This is a genomic window from Streptomyces sp. NPDC003393 (genome assembly GCF_053589015.1).
In genome coordinates, this window is record NZ_JBSFRB010000007.1 from 219,467 (window position 1) to 233,632 (window position 14,166).

Annotated in this window: 13 protein-coding genes; 9 read left to right on the forward strand and 4 right to left on the reverse strand. The window is 73.6% G+C overall.

What is annotated here, in order from left to right; all coding sequences use genetic code 11:
* Nucleotides 1-10 precede the first annotated feature (10 nt).
* Nucleotides 11-514, reverse strand: a complete 504-nt coding sequence (locus ACWDUZ_RS10380; protein WP_451631384.1) for a PH domain-containing protein — start codon at nucleotides 512-514, stop codon at nucleotides 11-13.
* Between the two features lie 31 nt (nucleotides 515-545).
* Between ACWDUZ_RS10380 and ACWDUZ_RS10385 the strand changes: the two genes are divergently transcribed.
* Entirely contained in the window at nucleotides 546-1,697 is a 1,152-nt protein-coding gene (locus ACWDUZ_RS10385; protein ID WP_451631385.1) for an NADH-quinone oxidoreductase subunit D, read from the forward strand.
* 25 nt (nucleotides 1,698-1,722) lie between these two features.
* Here ACWDUZ_RS10385 and ACWDUZ_RS10390 read toward each other — a convergent pair whose 3' ends face one another.
* A complete protein-coding gene (locus ACWDUZ_RS10390) occupies nucleotides 1,723-2,685 on the reverse strand; it encodes an SAM-dependent methyltransferase (RefSeq protein ID WP_451631439.1) in 963 nt (320 codons plus the stop codon).
* 259 nt (nucleotides 2,686-2,944) lie between these two features.
* Between ACWDUZ_RS10390 and ACWDUZ_RS10395 the strand changes: the two genes are divergently transcribed.
* The 3 genes from ACWDUZ_RS10395 (at nucleotide 2,945) to ACWDUZ_RS10405 (ending at nucleotide 5,591) form a co-directional block, all read left to right on the forward strand.
* The gene (locus ACWDUZ_RS10395; RefSeq protein WP_451631386.1) at nucleotides 2,945-4,150 is read left to right on the forward strand and encodes a DUF7134 domain-containing protein; all 1,206 of its coding nucleotides are present in this window, start codon (nucleotides 2,945-2,947) and stop codon (nucleotides 4,148-4,150) included.
* 88 nt (nucleotides 4,151-4,238) lie between these two features.
* Nucleotides 4,239-4,910 carry a response regulator gene (locus ACWDUZ_RS10400; protein WP_451631387.1) on the forward strand — a complete coding sequence of 224 codons (672 nt, stop codon included), beginning with the start codon at nucleotides 4,239-4,241 and terminating at the stop codon, nucleotides 4,908-4,910.
* A 48-nt stretch (nucleotides 4,911-4,958) separates the two neighbouring features.
* Nucleotides 4,959-5,591, forward strand: coding sequence for an AAA family ATPase (locus ACWDUZ_RS10405; RefSeq protein ID WP_451631440.1), 633 nt, complete (start codon nucleotides 4,959-4,961; stop codon nucleotides 5,589-5,591).
* Nucleotides 5,592-5,657: 66 nt separating this feature from the next.
* Here the strand turns inward: ACWDUZ_RS10405 and ACWDUZ_RS10410 are convergent, their stop codons facing one another.
* Both ACWDUZ_RS10410 and ACWDUZ_RS10415 read right to left on the reverse strand, forming a co-directional pair.
* The gene (locus ACWDUZ_RS10410) at nucleotides 5,658-6,764 is read right to left on the reverse strand and encodes a DUF5937 family protein (RefSeq protein ID WP_451631388.1); all 1,107 of its coding nucleotides are present in this window, start codon (nucleotides 6,762-6,764) and stop codon (nucleotides 5,658-5,660) included.
* Between the two features lie 196 nt (nucleotides 6,765-6,960).
* Nucleotides 6,961-8,160, reverse strand: a complete 1,200-nt coding sequence (locus tag ACWDUZ_RS10415; RefSeq protein ID WP_451631389.1) for a threonine aldolase family protein — start codon at nucleotides 8,158-8,160, stop codon at nucleotides 6,961-6,963.
* Between the two features lie 170 nt (nucleotides 8,161-8,330).
* Here ACWDUZ_RS10415 and ACWDUZ_RS10420 point away from each other — a divergent pair, with 170 nt between their 5' ends.
* From ACWDUZ_RS10420 to ACWDUZ_RS10440, 5 genes are all read left to right on the forward strand, one after another.
* Entirely contained in the window at nucleotides 8,331-9,341 is a 1,011-nt protein-coding gene (locus ACWDUZ_RS10420; protein ID WP_451631390.1) for a Rossmann-like and DUF2520 domain-containing protein, read from the forward strand.
* A 187-nt stretch (nucleotides 9,342-9,528) separates the two neighbouring features.
* The gene (panC, locus tag ACWDUZ_RS10425) at nucleotides 9,529-10,575 is read left to right on the forward strand and encodes a pantoate--beta-alanine ligase (RefSeq protein ID WP_451631391.1); all 1,047 of its coding nucleotides are present in this window, start codon (nucleotides 9,529-9,531) and stop codon (nucleotides 10,573-10,575) included.
* Nucleotides 10,572-12,305, forward strand: coding sequence for an L-aspartate oxidase (locus ACWDUZ_RS10430; protein ID WP_451631392.1), 1,734 nt, complete (start codon nucleotides 10,572-10,574; stop codon nucleotides 12,303-12,305). The genes panC and ACWDUZ_RS10430 overlap by 4 nt, the downstream gene beginning before the upstream one ends.
* Before the next feature lie 5 nt (nucleotides 12,306-12,310).
* On the forward strand, nucleotides 12,311-13,288 hold the full coding sequence (gene nadC / locus ACWDUZ_RS10435; RefSeq protein WP_451631393.1) for a carboxylating nicotinate-nucleotide diphosphorylase: 978 nt from the start codon (nucleotides 12,311-12,313) through the stop codon (nucleotides 13,286-13,288).
* 8 nt (nucleotides 13,289-13,296) lie between these two features.
* Nucleotides 13,297-14,094: a type III pantothenate kinase gene (locus tag ACWDUZ_RS10440; RefSeq protein ID WP_451631394.1), complete on the forward strand. Its 798-nt coding sequence runs from the start codon at nucleotides 13,297-13,299 to the stop codon at nucleotides 14,092-14,094.
* Nucleotides 14,095-14,166 lie beyond the last annotated feature (72 nt).

Consider the following 14,166-nt stretch of genomic DNA (forward strand, 5'->3'; position numbering starts at 1 on the left):
TCGTCCGCCGTCACAGCCCCGCCGATCGTGCCTCGCCGAGCCGGGTGAGCCGGTCGCGCAGGCGTTCCGCCTCGGCCGGGTCGAGGCCGGGGATGGTCGCGTCGGTCGCGGCGGCCGCCGTGTGCAGCTGCACGGTGGCCAGCCCGAAGCGCCGTTCGAGGGGCCCGGAGGTCACCTCGACCAGCTGCATCCGGCCGTACGGCACGACGGTCTCCTCGCGCCACAGCACCCCCCGGCTGATCAGGAGGTCGTCCGCGCGCTCGGCGTAGCGCCAGGAGCGCCAGTTGCGTCCCAGCAGCACCCAGCCCCAGGCCAGCAGTGCCAGCGGCAGCAGCGCGAACGCCGCCCAGGCGGGACCGGCCAGCGCACCGAGCAGCACCCCCACGGCCAGGGTGAGCGGGCTCAGCCACAGCACCAGCAGCAGCCGGCGTATCCGCAGCAGTCCCGGCGGCAGCGCGGTCCACGCGGGCTCGGCCGCGGCCGCCCGCTCCTCGTCCAGGCTCCCCGTCTCCATACCGCAAGCGTACGTACGCAAGACTGTGTCCATGACTCCCATGACGGAGACCATGATCGGGATCGGCGGCGCCGCGGAAAGCACCGACATGGTGCTCAACATCGGACCGCAGCATCCGTCCACGCACGGCGTGCTGCGGCTGAAGCTGGTGCTGGACGGTGAGCGCATCATGCGGGCGGAGCCGGTGATCGGCTACATGCACCGCGGCGCGGAGAAGCTGTTCGAGGCGCGGGACTACCGCCAGATCATCATGCTCGCCAACCGGCACGACTGGCTGTCGGCGTTCTCGAACGAGCTGGGCGTGGTCCTCGCCGTGGAGCGGATGCTCGGCATGGAGGTCCCCGAGCGCGCGGTGTGGACGCGCACCCTGCTCGCGGAGCTGAACCGGGTGCTCAACCACCTGATGTTCCTCGGCTCCTATCCGCTGGAGCTGGGCGGCATCACGCCGGTCTTCTACGCCTTCCGCGAGCGGGAGGTCCTCCAGAACGTCATGGAGGAGGTCTCCGGCGGCCGGATGCACTACATGTTCAACCGGGTCGGCGGGCTCAAGGAGGACCTGCCCGCCGGGTGGGCCACGCGCGCGCGTGCCGCCGTCGCCGCCGTGCGGTCCCGCATGGACGTCTTCGACGACCTGGTGCTCGGCAACGAGATCTTCCGGGGGCGTACGCGGGGCGTGGGAGAGCTGGCACCGGAGACCGTGCACGCCTACGGCGTGAGCGGGCCCATCGCGCGCGCCTCGGGCGTCGACTTCGACCTGCGCCGCGACGAGCCGTACCTGGCGTACGGGGAGCTGGCGGACACGCTCGAGGTGGTGACCCGGCGGGAGGGCGACTGCCTCGCCCGGTTCGAGTGCCTGCTGGAGCAGACCCACAACGCGCTGGACCTGGCCGACGCCTGTCTGGACCGGCTGGCCGAGCTGCCGCCCGGCCCGATCAACCAGCGGCTGCCCAAGGTGCTGAAGGCCCCCGAGGGGCACACCTACGCCTGGACCGAGAACCCGCTCGGCATCAACGGCTACTACCTGGTCAGCAAGGGCGACAAGACCCCGTACCGGCTGAAGCTGCGCTCGGCCTCGTACAACAACATCCAGGCGCTGACCGAGCTGCTGCCGGGGACGCTGGTGGCGGACATGGTGGCGATCCTGGGCTCGATGTTCTTCGTGGTCGGGGACATCGACAAGTAGGGCGCCGTCCGCGCGGCGCCACCGCTCATGCGGAGGGCGGGCCGGCGATGCCGGGGAGCGGGTCCGCGATCCCGACGGGCTGGCGCAGCCAGCCGAAGTCGCCGAGGCCGCCCGCCGCGGTGAGCTCGGCGGCCTCACCGGCGCTCGCGAGGGCGCGCACGTACTCCGAGGGGCGCGTGGAGGCGAGCGAAAGGGGAGGGCGTGCGCCGCTGACCCCTAGGGCGCGCAGCGCCTCGCGCTGGGAGCACAGGCGTGCGCCGGGGAGCGCGACGGCGCACGCGTCCAGGGCGACGTGCGCCGTGATGTCGCACGAGCCGTCCGGCACGGGGGCCGTCTCGCGTCCCTCGCGGAAGCCGGCGAGCGTTCCGAAGGGTGGGCGGGCCCCGGCCAGGTGCGCGTAGTCGACGGCGACCGCGAGGCCCCGCTCGACCCGGGAGACCGCGGCGGCCCAGGCGTCGTCCCGCGGCAGTCCGATCTCGGCGCGCAGCCCCGGCTCGGGCGGCAGCGGCCACCAGCGCCCCAGCCACGCGGCCTCCGCTCCCGACACCGGCTCCCCGAGCCGCTCGGTGCCGTCCCGCCGGACGAGGACGTGCCGGGGCACCCCCGACGCGTCCACCTCGGCCACCTCCACCGGTACGTTGTCCAGCCACTCGTTGGCGAACAGCAGCCCGGTGAGCCGCTCCGGGGGCTCGCTCAGCCACTCGATCCGGTGATCGAGGCCCGTCGGCCGCCCGGCGATCTCGACCGCGTACACACGCGCGCGGGAGGCCGCCTCGGCGGGCAGCGCGGCGAGCACCCCGGCGGCCAGTTCGCCCCGTCCGGCCGCCATGTCCACGAAACCGAGCTCCGCCGGGCGGCCCAGCAGCTCGTCGACCCGGCACAGCAGCCGCGCCACGGCCGTCGCGAACAGCGTCGAGGCGTGCACGGACGTACGGAAATGCCCGGCCGGCCCCTCGGGACGCCGGTAGAAGCCGTCCGGCCCGTACAGGGCCTCCTCGGCCGCCGCCCGCCAGCCGCGCCACTCACCGGCCGCGCGGTCGGGGGCACGGTCCGCCCCGCGGTCAGGCGTACGGTCCGCCGTGTCGCCCGTCGCACGCGTCGTGGAGCCGTCCGCTGTCCCGTTGCTCACACCGCCAGACTAGGCGCACAGGTGATCAGTGCCTCCACCTTGGGGAGTACGAGGGCCGCGTCCGGATCGGCCCTCCGGTTGACCTCTGCACCTATCCCGCTTCCCTACTCTGGGTTACGTGCAGCGCCTCTATGACTTCCTCCGCAGGCATCCGACATCGGTCGACGCCTTCTGGGCCGTCGTCCTGTTCGGTATCTCCGGCGTGAGCGTGTTCAGCATCAACGGGGCGCCCGGCCATCACATGCCCATCGGTCCGGGGCTCGCGGTGTCCGCCGTCCTGTGTCTCGTCGTCGCGCTGCGCCGCCGTTTCCCGGAGCCGATGCTGCTGCTGGCCTTCGCGACGGGGCTGGCCCAACTGGTCCTGGACATCGAGACGACAGTCGCCGACTTCGCCATGCTGGTGGCCACTTACACCGTGGCCGCGGTCGGCGCGCGCTGGGCCTCCCGACTCGCGCTCGGCGTCAGCCTGTTCGCGGCGACCCTGGCGCAGATTCGCTGGCCGGCCGTGCACGACACCTTCGCGGGCCAGGCCGCTATAGCCGTCTTCCAGACGGTCCCCTTCGCCCTCGCCTGGGTGCTCGGCGACTCCATGCGCACCCGCCGCGCCTACTTCGCCCAGCTGGAGGAGCGCGCGGCCCGCCTGGAGAAGGAGCGCGAGGCGCAGGCCAAGGTCGCGGTGGCCGCCGAGCGCGCCCGGATCGCGCGCGAACTGCACGACGTGGTGGCGCACAACGTGTCGGTGATGGTGGTGCAGGCCGACGGCGCCGCATACGTCCTCGACGCCGCCCCCGACCAGGCGAAGAAGGCCCTGGAGACCATCTCCTCCACCGGCCGCCAGGCGCTCGCCGAGATGCGTCGCCTGCTGGGCGTGCTGCGCACCGGCGAGCACCAGGAGAGCGGCGAGTACGTGCCGCAGCCCGACGTGGAGCAGATCAAGGAGCTGGTCGAGCAATGCCGGAGCTCGGGGCTGCCCGTCGACTTCCGGATCGAGGGCACCCCGCGCTCCCTGCCCAGCGGCGTCGAACTGACCGCGTACCGCATCGTGCAGGAGGCCCTGACCAACACCCGCAAGCACGGCGGACCGAACGCGGGCGCGAGCGTGCGCCTGGTCTACTTCGACGACGGCCTGGGCCTGCTCGTCGAGGACGACGGCAAGGGCGCTCCGCACGAGCTGTACGAGGACGGCGGCGCCGACGGGCGGGGCCACGGCCTGATCGGCATGCGCGAACGCGTCGGCATGGTCGGCGGCACCCTGGACGCGGGCCCGCGCCCCGGCGGGGGCTTCCGCATCAGCGCCCTGCTGCCGCTCAAACCGGTGCACTGACGCCCGGTGGAGCCCCTGCCGCCACGTCTCACGCCGCCTGAGCAGCTGAACACCCCCCGAGTAGCCGAAGAAGAGGGAAGAGGACCCGATGACGATCCGCGTGATGCTCGTGGACGACCAGGTGCTGCTGCGCACCGGATTCCGGATGGTGCTCGCCGCCCAGCCGGACATGGAGGTCGTCGCCGAGGCGGGCGACGGGGTCGAGGCCCTTCAGGTGCTGCGGTCCACCGCCGTCGACGTGGTGCTGATGGATGTGCGCATGCCGAAGCTGGACGGTGTGGAGGCCACCCGCCGCATCTGCGCGGAGCCGAGCCCGCCGAAGGTGCTGATCCTGACCACCTTCGACCTCGACGAGTACGCCTTCTCCGGGCTGAAGGCGGGCGCCTCCGGGTTCATGCTCAAGGACGTGCCGCCCGGCGACCTGCTCGCCGCGATCCGCGCCGTGCACAGCGGCGACGCCGTCGTCGCCCCCTCCACCACGCGCCGTCTGCTCGACCGGTTCGCGCCGATGCTGCCCACCGCCGGCAAGGAGCCCCAGCACAAGGAACTCCAGCGGCTCACCGAGCGTGAACGCGAGGTCATGGTGCTGGTCGCGCAGGGCCTGTCGAACGGTGAGATCGCCGCCCGGCTGGTGCTGTCCGAGGCCACCGTGAAGACCCACGTGGGTCGCATCCTGACCAAGCTGAACCTGCGGGACCGGGTGCAGGTGGTGGTCCTCGCCTACGAGACGGGCCTGGTCCGGGCCGGCGGGCACGGCTGAAGGGACGGACCGCCTGCCGCAGGCGCCGGACGTCGGTAGGGTCTGCGCATCCTCCTGTGGATCAACGGCCCCTTCGGCGGCGGCAAGACACAGACCGCACACGAGATCCAGCGCCGTCTGCCGGGCAGCGTCATCTGCGACCCCGAACACCCCGGCTTCGGCTTGCGCCGCATGATGCCGCCCGAACTGCGCGGCGACTTCCAGGACCTGGCGTCCTGGCGGCAGGGCGTCGTCGAGGTCCTCGACCTGGCCCTGACCGAGCGCGACGGCGTGGTGATCGCCCCCATGACCGTCACCGACCCCGGCCACTTCGCCGAGACCGTCGGGAGGCTGCGCGAACTGGGACACGACGTACGGCACTTCGCCCTGCTCGCGGAGCGCGAGACCGTGCTGAGGCGGCTGAACGAACGCGGTGTGGGGCATCTCCTGCAGTTCATGGCGGGGAAGAACGCCGGGCTGCGCAGGGAGAGCTGGGCCGTCCGGAAGCTCGACCACTGCCTCGAGCGGCTGCGCGAGCCGGAGTTCGCCGAGCACCTGTGGACGGACCACTCGAGCGTGCCGAAGATCGCGGACCGGATCGCGGTGCTCGCCGGGCTGACCCTGCGGCCCAACAACGAGGGCCGGGTGCGGACCCGGCTGCGGCAGGCCGGAGTGGGAGTGCGGCACATCCGGTTCGACTGACGGCGCGGCCGGGGGCGGCCCGCGCGAACGAGCCCGCGCGAAGCCGCCTCGTCGCGCGGTCCGGTGTCAGCGGAGTATCCCCTCCAGGAAGTCGCTGCCCAGGCGGGCCACCATCGCCACGTCCAGTTGGTGGTAGACGTACCGGCCGCGACGCCGGGTGGTGACCAGGCCCGCCTTCTTCAGAACGCTCAGGTGCCGCGATATCTCGGGCGCCGTCATGCCGTGCACCTGGGTCAGCTCGCCGGTGGTGAAGGCGCTGCGGGCCAGGCTGCGGCACAGCCGCATCCGCACGGGGTGGGACAGCGCGGCCATCCGCAGGGTCAGCTGCTCCACCGAGGGCGGGGCGGCGAGCTCCGGGGAGCCGACCGGGTAGTGCAGCACCGGCTGCCAGTCGTATCGGTGCAGGACCATCAGATGGGGCCAGCCGAGGCTCGTCGGGACGAGCAGCAGGCCGCCGTCCGCCGTGGCCGTACGGCCCTCGCCGAGCTTGTCGACCGTGATCCGGCCGGCCGCCTCGTCCAGGGACACGGCGGGGGAGACCGCGGCGAGCGCCTCGGGCAGCCCCTTGCGGCGCAGCAGCTCCGTCTTGTGGCGGGCGTCTGCCGCGAGCTGGTGGCGCAGCCGGGACCAGGTCTCCGCGAAGAAGGCCTCGTCGCAGTCCTGCAGGAACTGCCGCAGCCAGTCCCGGATCCGGGGCGGGTCGGTGAGCAGCCGCTCGCCGAAGCGGACCTGTGCGGGCCCGCGCGCGGCGGCCAGTTCCAGGGCGCGGCGGCGCAGTGCGTCGTCGGTGAGCGGGCCGGGACCCGGAGCGTCGTAGGGCAGGGCGCAGGTGAACTCCAGGGCCGCGTCCACGAACTGCTCGTCGGACAGCTTGTCGAGCAGATCCAGGTCCTCCGCGAGGGTCCGGCCCGGCAGCGTGGACCCGCCGGGCACGCCCGCGAACGGCATGAACAGGTCGGAGAACGTCGTCCGCCACAGAAAGTCGGCCTCGCACATCCGGTCGGCCAGATGCGAGTCGAGCCGGGCGGTCACGCCCGTGACCCAGCCCTGGAGGCGCGGGTGGTGCCCCGGCTCGGACAGCGCGTGCAGCGCCATGCCGAGCTCGGCCAGAGGGGAGGGCACGACGGCGATCCTCTCCGGCCGCAGCCCCGCGATGTCGATGCGCACGCTCATGCCCCTATGGTGCACGTCGCCACTGACAACGCCGCCGTCGATCGACGGTCCCCGGCCGGACGGCGGCGTACGTCAGGACGACGGACCGGGGCGGCCGCCGAGCCCCGACCGTCCCGGTGCCTCCCGTCCTGGCAGGCGGTACAATCACGAGCGTTTCGCGGCGGTATGTCCTCGACACCCACCGCGCCCGGCAGCACTAGTAGCCCTTGACCTCTTCGGCCAGCCGCGAGGCGAACTCCCCGACCGCCGCCGCCACGTCCTCGGCCGTCCACTCCAGCCCCGCGGCCCGTACGTGGACCTCGGCGCTGGCCATGCCCGGGCCGGCCTGCTGCCAGCCGTTCTCGAACAGGGCGGCCCCCGTCTCCTCGGTGGTGCGGACGGCCGCCCTCTCGACGACCTCCGGTTCGTACGGCAGCCAGACCTGGAAGTCGTGCGTGTGCGGCACCTCGGGATGGACACGCGACCAGGGCAGCCCCGCCGTCGCGAACCCCTCGCGGAGCGCGGCGGCCACCACGCGCGCGTGCCGTACGTAGCCGGGCAGCCGGGGCAGCTCGCGCTCCAGGCCGATCAGCGCCGACAGCGCCGTGGGGAACTGCTGGAAGACCATGCCGCCGTACCGGTGCCGCCAGGCCTTCGCCTCCTCCACCAGCGTCTTCGGACCGCCGATGGCCGCGCCGCCGAAGGCCCCCAGGCTCTTGTAGAACGACACGTAGACGCTGTCGGCCAGGTCCGCGATCGCCTCCAGGGGGCGGCCGAAGTGCACGGTGGACTCCCACAGGCGGGCCCCGTCGAAGTGCACCACCGCCTCGCGCTCCCGTGCCGCCTCGACGACCTCCGAGAGTTCCTCCCAGGAGGGCAGTACGAAACCCGCGTCCCTGAGGGGCAGTTCGAGCATCAGCGTCCCGAAGGGCTCGTCGAGGGCGCGTATCTCGTCGGCGGTCGGCAACCGGGGCTCGCCCGTCAGCAGTACCGGCCGCAGGCCGCTGACCTGGCTGAACGCGTTCCGTTCGTGCGCCTCGGGGTGGGACATCGGGTGCAGGGCGACGGCCGGGCTGCCCGTGCGGCCCGCCCAGCAGCGCAGGGCGATCTGCTGGGCCATCGTGCCGGTCGGGAAGAACGCGGCGGCCTCGGTGCCGAGCAGCCCGGCGACCTTCTCCTCCAGGGCCTCCACCACGCCGTTGCCGTACAGGTCCGACCGCTGGTCGAGGTCGTACACGTCCTCCGCCTCCGCCAGCAGCGCCAGCCGCTGCCGGAGGGTGCCCAGGAAGGGGTGGCGCGCGAGCGCGCGAGGCGCGCTCCGGCAGGCGGCGATACGCCGCTCCCGCAGGCGCTCGCGCCCCTCCTCCCCCGACAGCTGTTCGGTCTCCTGCTCGTCCTGTGCCGCGGTATCGCTCATGCCGGGATCATCCCGCGCGCGGGCCGGGGCGGACACCGGTTTTCCGTGCCGGAGGCCGTGGGGAAGCCCACAGCCTGTGGACGGCCGAACGCCTCCGGGACGGATAGCGTTAACATGACGAGAAATCGTCCGGTACCCCGAGCGGACTGGAACGGGAAGGCCACCGTCGCGTGAGTACAAGCCAACAGCCAGACCCCAGGGACCGCCCCGCGCGGCTCACCGTCGGCGTCGTCGGCGCCGGCCGGGTGGGCCCCGCACTCGCCGCGTCCCTCCAGCTCGCCGGGCACCGCCCCGTGGCCGTCTCCGGGGTCTCCGACGCCTCCAGGCGCCGGGCCGGGCTGATGCTCCCCGACGTGCCCCTGGTGACCCCCGCCGAGGTGCTGCAACGGTCCGAACTGGTGCTTTTGACCGTGCCCGACGACGCGCTGCCCGGACTCGTCGCCGGCCTCGCCGAGACCGGCGCCGTACGCCCCGGACAGCTGCTCGCGCACACCTCCGGGCGATACGGCGCGACGGTGCTGGACCCGGCCCTGCGCGCGGGCGCGCTGCCGCTGGCCCTGCACCCGGCGATGACCTTCACCGGCACACCCGTGGACGTGCAGCGGCTGGCGGGCTGCTCCTTCGGCGTGACCGCCCCCGAGGAACTGCGGCTGGCCGCCGAGGCCCTGGTCATCGAGATGGGCGGCGAGCCGGAGTGGATCGCCGAGGAGATGCGGCCGCTGTACCACGCGGCACTCGCGCTCGGCGCGAACCACCTGGTGACCCTGGTCGCCCAGTCCATGGAGCTGCTGCGCGAAGCGGGCGTCGAGGCGCCCGACCGGATGCTCGGCCCGCTGCTCGGCGCCTCCCTGGACAACGCCCTGCGCTCCGGCGACGCGGCCCTGACCGGTCCCGTCGCGCGCGGGGACGCGGGCACGGTCGCCGCCCATGTCGACGAGCTGCGCCGGCACGCCCCGCAGACCGTCGCGGGCTACCTGGCGATGGCCCGCGCCACCGCCGACCGCGCGCTCGCCCACGGCCTGCTGAAGCCGGAGCTGGCCGAGGACCTGCTGGGCGTCCTCGCCGACGGAACACCCGGCACCGCCGCCACGGGCGGCACCACCGGCTCCGACGGCGCGTACGGCTCCGAGGGCCCGGACGGCCCGGACCGGCCCGACGACGGCGAAGGGGACGCCCGATGACCCGCGCGGGAGACGCGACGTGCCCGCCGCGGCCGAAGCCCGCGGGCACGACCGGCCGGACGGCACCGGCGGCCACGACGAGCCGGGTCGCACCCACCGGCACGGGGCACTCGGCGAACCGGGTGGCACCGGTGAACGCAGAGGAGGGCCGCCCGGTGACCCCGGCGCCCGAGAACGGAGACGCCCGATGACCACAGCCCTGCTGCGCACCGCCGACGAGCTGCACGCACGCGCGCGTGCCGGCCGCCGTGTCGTCGTGATGACCATGGGCGCCCTGCACGAGGGCCACGCCACCCTGATCCGCACCGCGCGCGGGATCGCCGGCGCCGACGGCGAGGTCGTCGTCACCGTCTTCGTCAACCCGCTCCAGTTCGGCGCGGGCGAGGACCTGGAGCGCTATCCGCGCACCCTGGAGGCGGACCTGAAGGTCGCCGAGCAGGCGGGCGCCGACGTGGTGTTCGCGCCGTCCGTGGAGGAGGTCTACCCGGGAGGCGAACCCCAGGTCCGCATCTCCGCGGGTCCCATGGGCGAACGCCTGGAGGGCGCCTCCCGGCCGGGCCACTTCGACGGCATGCTGACCGTCGTCGCCAAGCTGCTGCACCTCACCCGCCCCGACGTGGCCCTGTACGGCCAGAAGGACGCCCAGCAGCTCGCCCTGATCCGGCGCATGGTGCGCGACCTGAACTTCGGTGTGGACGTCATCGCCGTACCCACCGTGCGCGAGGACGACGGCCTGGCCCTGTCCAGCCGCAACCGCTATCTGTCGCCCCAGGAGCGGCACACCGCCCTCGCCCTGTCCCGGGCCCTGTTCGCGGGCCGCGACCGGCACGCCGCCCAGGAGGCGCTGCGCGCGCGGGCCCGCGAAGTACCCTCGACGCGCGCGCGTGCCGAGGCCCTGAGCGCGCTGGGGGAGTCCCGTGCGGCCGCCGACGCCGCCGCCGTCGCCAAGGCGTCCCCCGGTGCGGCCGCCGCCGTCCGCGCGGCGGCCCGGCTGGTGCTCGACGAGGCGGCCCGCCTCGACCCGCCGCTGGAGCTCGACTACCTGGCTCTCGTCGACCCCTCCGACTTCACCGAGATAGGGGACGACTTCACGGGCGAGGCGGTCCTCGCCGTCGCCGCCCGGGTCGGATCCACCCGGCTGATCGACAACCTGCCCCTCACCTTCGGGGCCCACGAGCCCCGCACCTCCCAGGCACCACACGCAACCCACAGAACTCTCGGAGCCGCCTCGTGACCAGCACAGGCATACGACTGCACGCGCCCGCGCCCGGGTGGTCCATCGCCGCGGACGTCGTGGTCGTCGGCTCCGGCGTCGCCGGCCTCACCGCCGCCCTGCGCTGCGAGGCCGCCGGCCTGGACACGGTCGTCGTGACCAAGGCCCGCCTCGACGACGGATCCACCCGGTGGGCCCAGGGCGGCATCGCCGCGGCCCTGGGCGAGGGCGACACCCCAGAACAGCACCTGGACGACACCCTGGTGGCCGGCGCCGGCCTGTGCGACGAGGAGGCCGTACGGATCCTCGTCACCGAGGGCCCCGACGCCGTGCGCCGGCTGATCGGCACCGGCGCCCACTTCGACCAGTCCTCCGACGGGGGGCTGGCGCTCACCCGCGAGGGCGGCCACCACCGCCGCCGTATCGCGCACGCGGGCGGTGACGCGACCGGCGCGGAGATCTCCCGGGCGCTCGTCGAGGCCGTCCGCGCGCGTGGCCTGCGCACGATCGAGAACGCGCTCGTCCTGGACCTGCTGACGGACGCCGAAGGCCGCACCGCGGGCGTGAGCCTGCACGTCATGGGCGAGGGCCAGCACGACGGCGTGGGCGCCGTGCACGCGCCCGCCGTGGTTCTCGCCACCGGCGGCATGGGCCAGGTCTTCTCCGCGACCACGAACCCGTCCGTGTCCACCGGTGACGGTGTGGCGCTCGCCCTGCGCGCGGGCGCGGAGGTGTCCGACCTGGAGTTCGTCCAGTTCCACCCGACGGTGCTCTTCCTCGGTCCGGACGCCGAGGGCCAGCAGCCCCTCGTCTCCGAGGCGGTGCGCGGCGAGGGCGCCCACCTGGTCGACGCCGACGGTGTGCGCTTCATGGTCGGACAGCACGAACTGGCCGAACTCGCGCCCCGGGACATCGTCGCCAAGGGCATCCTGCGCCGCATGCTGGAGCAGAACGCCGAGCACATGTTCCTCGACGCCCGGCACTTCGGGGCGGAGATGTGGGAGCAGCGCTTCCCGACGATCCTGGCCGCCTGCCGGGCCCACGGCATCGACCCGGTGACCGACCCCATCCCGATCGCCCCGGCCGCGCACTACGCCTCCGGAGGCGTGCGCACGGACCCCCACGGCCGGACCACCGTGCCCGGCCTGTACGCGTGCGGAGAGGTCGCCTGCACCGGCGTGCACGGCGCCAACCGGCTCGCCTCCAACTCCCTGCTGGAGGGGCTGGTCTACGCCGAGCGGATCGCCGCCGACATCGCCCGGGAGCGGTCGGTGAGCGGCCTGCACGCGCGCGTGCCGCAGCCCGTCCCGTACGCCGAGCAGCCGGCGCACCCCCTGCTCGCCCCCGAGACCCGGTTCGCGATCCAGCGGATCATGAGCGAGGGCGCGGGTGTGCTGCGCTCGGCCGAGTCCCTGGCCAGGGCGGCCGACCAGCTCGAACAGCTGCACGCCGAGGCCCGCGGCGCCCTCGACGAGAACGGCAAGACCGCCGAGCCGGGCGTGGACACCTGGGAGGCCACCAACCTTCTGTGCGTGGCCCGCGTCCTGGTGGCCGCCGCACGGCTGCGCGAGGAGACCCGCGGCTGCCACTGGCGCGAGGACCGCCCCGAGCGCGACGACACCGACTGGCGCCGCCACATCGTCGTACGCCTGAACCCCGACAGGACGCCCACCGTGGACACCACGGAGACCGCCCAGTTCCCCCCGACCCGCACCGAGGCCCCCGCGCCCCGCCGTCCCCAGGAGCAGTGACCCAAGTGAGCACCGACGACCTTCCTCTCGCCTCGAACGGCGGCTGCGGCGACGGCTGTGCCTGCGGCGCGGACGGCGACGAGGAGTACCTGGAGTGCGGGCTCGACCCCGCGCTCGCCCAGCTGCTGGCCGACGCCGGCCTCGACCCCGTCGAGGTCGAGGACCTGGCGAACGTGGCCATCCAGGAGGACCTCGCCCACGGCGTGGACGTCACGACGGTGGCGACCATCCCCGAGGACGCCGTGGCCACCGGTGACTTCACGGCACGCGAGGCCGGCGTGGTGGCCGGTCTGCGCGTCGCCGAGGCGGTCCTCTCGGTCGTCTGCACCGACGAGTTCGAGGTCGAGCGGCACGTCCTGGACGGCGACCGTGTGGAGGCCGGGCAGAAGCTGCTGTCGGTCACCACGCGCACGCGTGACCTGCTGACCGCCGAGCGCAGCGCGCTGAACCTGCTGTGCCGCCTGTCCGGCATCGCGACCGCCACGCGCGCGTGGGCGGACGTCCTGGAGGGCACCGGGGCCAAGGTGCGCGACACCCGCAAGACGACGCCCGGCCTGCGCTCCCTGGAGAAGTTCGCCGTCCGCTGCGGCGGTGGCGTGAACCACCGCATGTCCCTGTCGGACGCGGCGCTGGTCAAGGACAACCACGTGGTCGCGGCCGGCGGCGTCGGGGCGGCCTTCAAGGCCGTACGGGAGGCTTTCCCGGACGTGCCGATCGAGGTCGAGGTCGACACCCTGCACCAGCTGCGGGAGGTCGTCGACGCGGGCGCCGACCTGATCCTGCTGGACAACTTCACGCCCATCGAGTGCGAGGAGGCCGTCGCGATCGTCGACGGCCGCGCGCAGCTGGAGGCGTCGGGCCGGCTCACTCTGGACAACGCCCGGGCGTACGCCGAGACCGGTGTCGACTTCCTGGCCGTCGGGGCCCTCACCCACTCCTCGCCGATCCTGGACATCGGCCTGGACCTGCGCGAGGCGGAGTAGTACCGGCCATGCTTCTGACCATCGACGTAGGCAACACGCAGACCGTCCTGGGCCTGTTCGACGGCGAGGACATCGTCGAGCACTGGCGCATCTCCACCGACCCGCGGCGCACGGCCGACGAACTGGCGGTGCTCCTTCAGGGGCTGATGGGCATGCATCCGCTGCTCGGCGAGGAGCTGGGCGACGGCATCGACGGCATCGCGATCTGCGCGACCGTGCCGTCGGTGCTGCACGAGCTGCGCGAGGTGACGCGGCGCTACTACGGCGACGTGCCGGCCGTCCTCGTCGAGCCGGGCGTCAAGACGGGCGTACCGATCCTGTTCGACAACCCCAAGGAGGTCGGCGCGGACCGCATCATCAACGCGGTCGCCGCGAACGAGCTCTACGGCGGCCCGGCGATCGTGGTGGACTTCGGCACGGCGACCACGTTCGACGCGGTCTCCGCGCGCGGGGAGTACGTCGGCGGCGTCATCGCGCCCGGCATCGAGATCTCGGTCGAGGCCCTGGGCGTCAAGGCGGCGCAGCTGCGCAAGATCGAGGTGGCCCGGCCGCGCAGCGTGATCGGCAAGAACACGGTCGAGGCGATGCAGGCGGGCATCGTCTACGGGTTCGCCGGGCAGGTCGACGGCGTGGTGGGCCGGATGGCACGCGAGCTGTCCGACGACCCCGAGGACGTCACGGTGATCGCCACCGGCGGTCTGGCCCCGATGGTGCTCGGCGAGTCCTCGGTGATCGACGAGCACGAGCCCTGGCTGACCCTGATCGGCCTCCGACTGGTCTACGAACGCAACATCTCCCGCATGTAGCGTCGGGCCCCGCCGCTCCGGGATCAGGCCAATAGCCGGGCCCCCCGGGGCGGGTCGCCTGCCGCCGTCCGG

Coding starts and splice junctions, on each gene's coding strand:
- ACWDUZ_RS10415 (WP_451631389.1), bottom strand. CDS start 8,160: ATGAGCGATACCGCGGCACAGGACGAGCAGGAGACCGAACAGCTGTCG.
- ACWDUZ_RS10410 (WP_451631388.1), bottom strand. CDS start 6,764: ATGAGCGTGCGCATCGACATCGCGGGGCTGCGGCCGGAGAGGATCGCC.
- ACWDUZ_RS10380 (WP_451631384.1), bottom strand. CDS start 514: ATGGAGACGGGGAGCCTGGACGAGGAGCGGGCGGCCGCGGCCGAGCCC.
- panC (WP_451631391.1), top strand. CDS start 9,529: ATGACCACAGCCCTGCTGCGCACCGCCGACGAGCTGCACGCACGCGCG.
- ACWDUZ_RS10400 (WP_451631387.1), top strand. CDS start 4,239: ATGACGATCCGCGTGATGCTCGTGGACGACCAGGTGCTGCTGCGCACC.
- ACWDUZ_RS10385 (WP_451631385.1), top strand. CDS start 546: ATGACTCCCATGACGGAGACCATGATCGGGATCGGCGGCGCCGCGGAA.
- ACWDUZ_RS10440 (WP_451631394.1), top strand. CDS start 13,297: ATGCTTCTGACCATCGACGTAGGCAACACGCAGACCGTCCTGGGCCTG.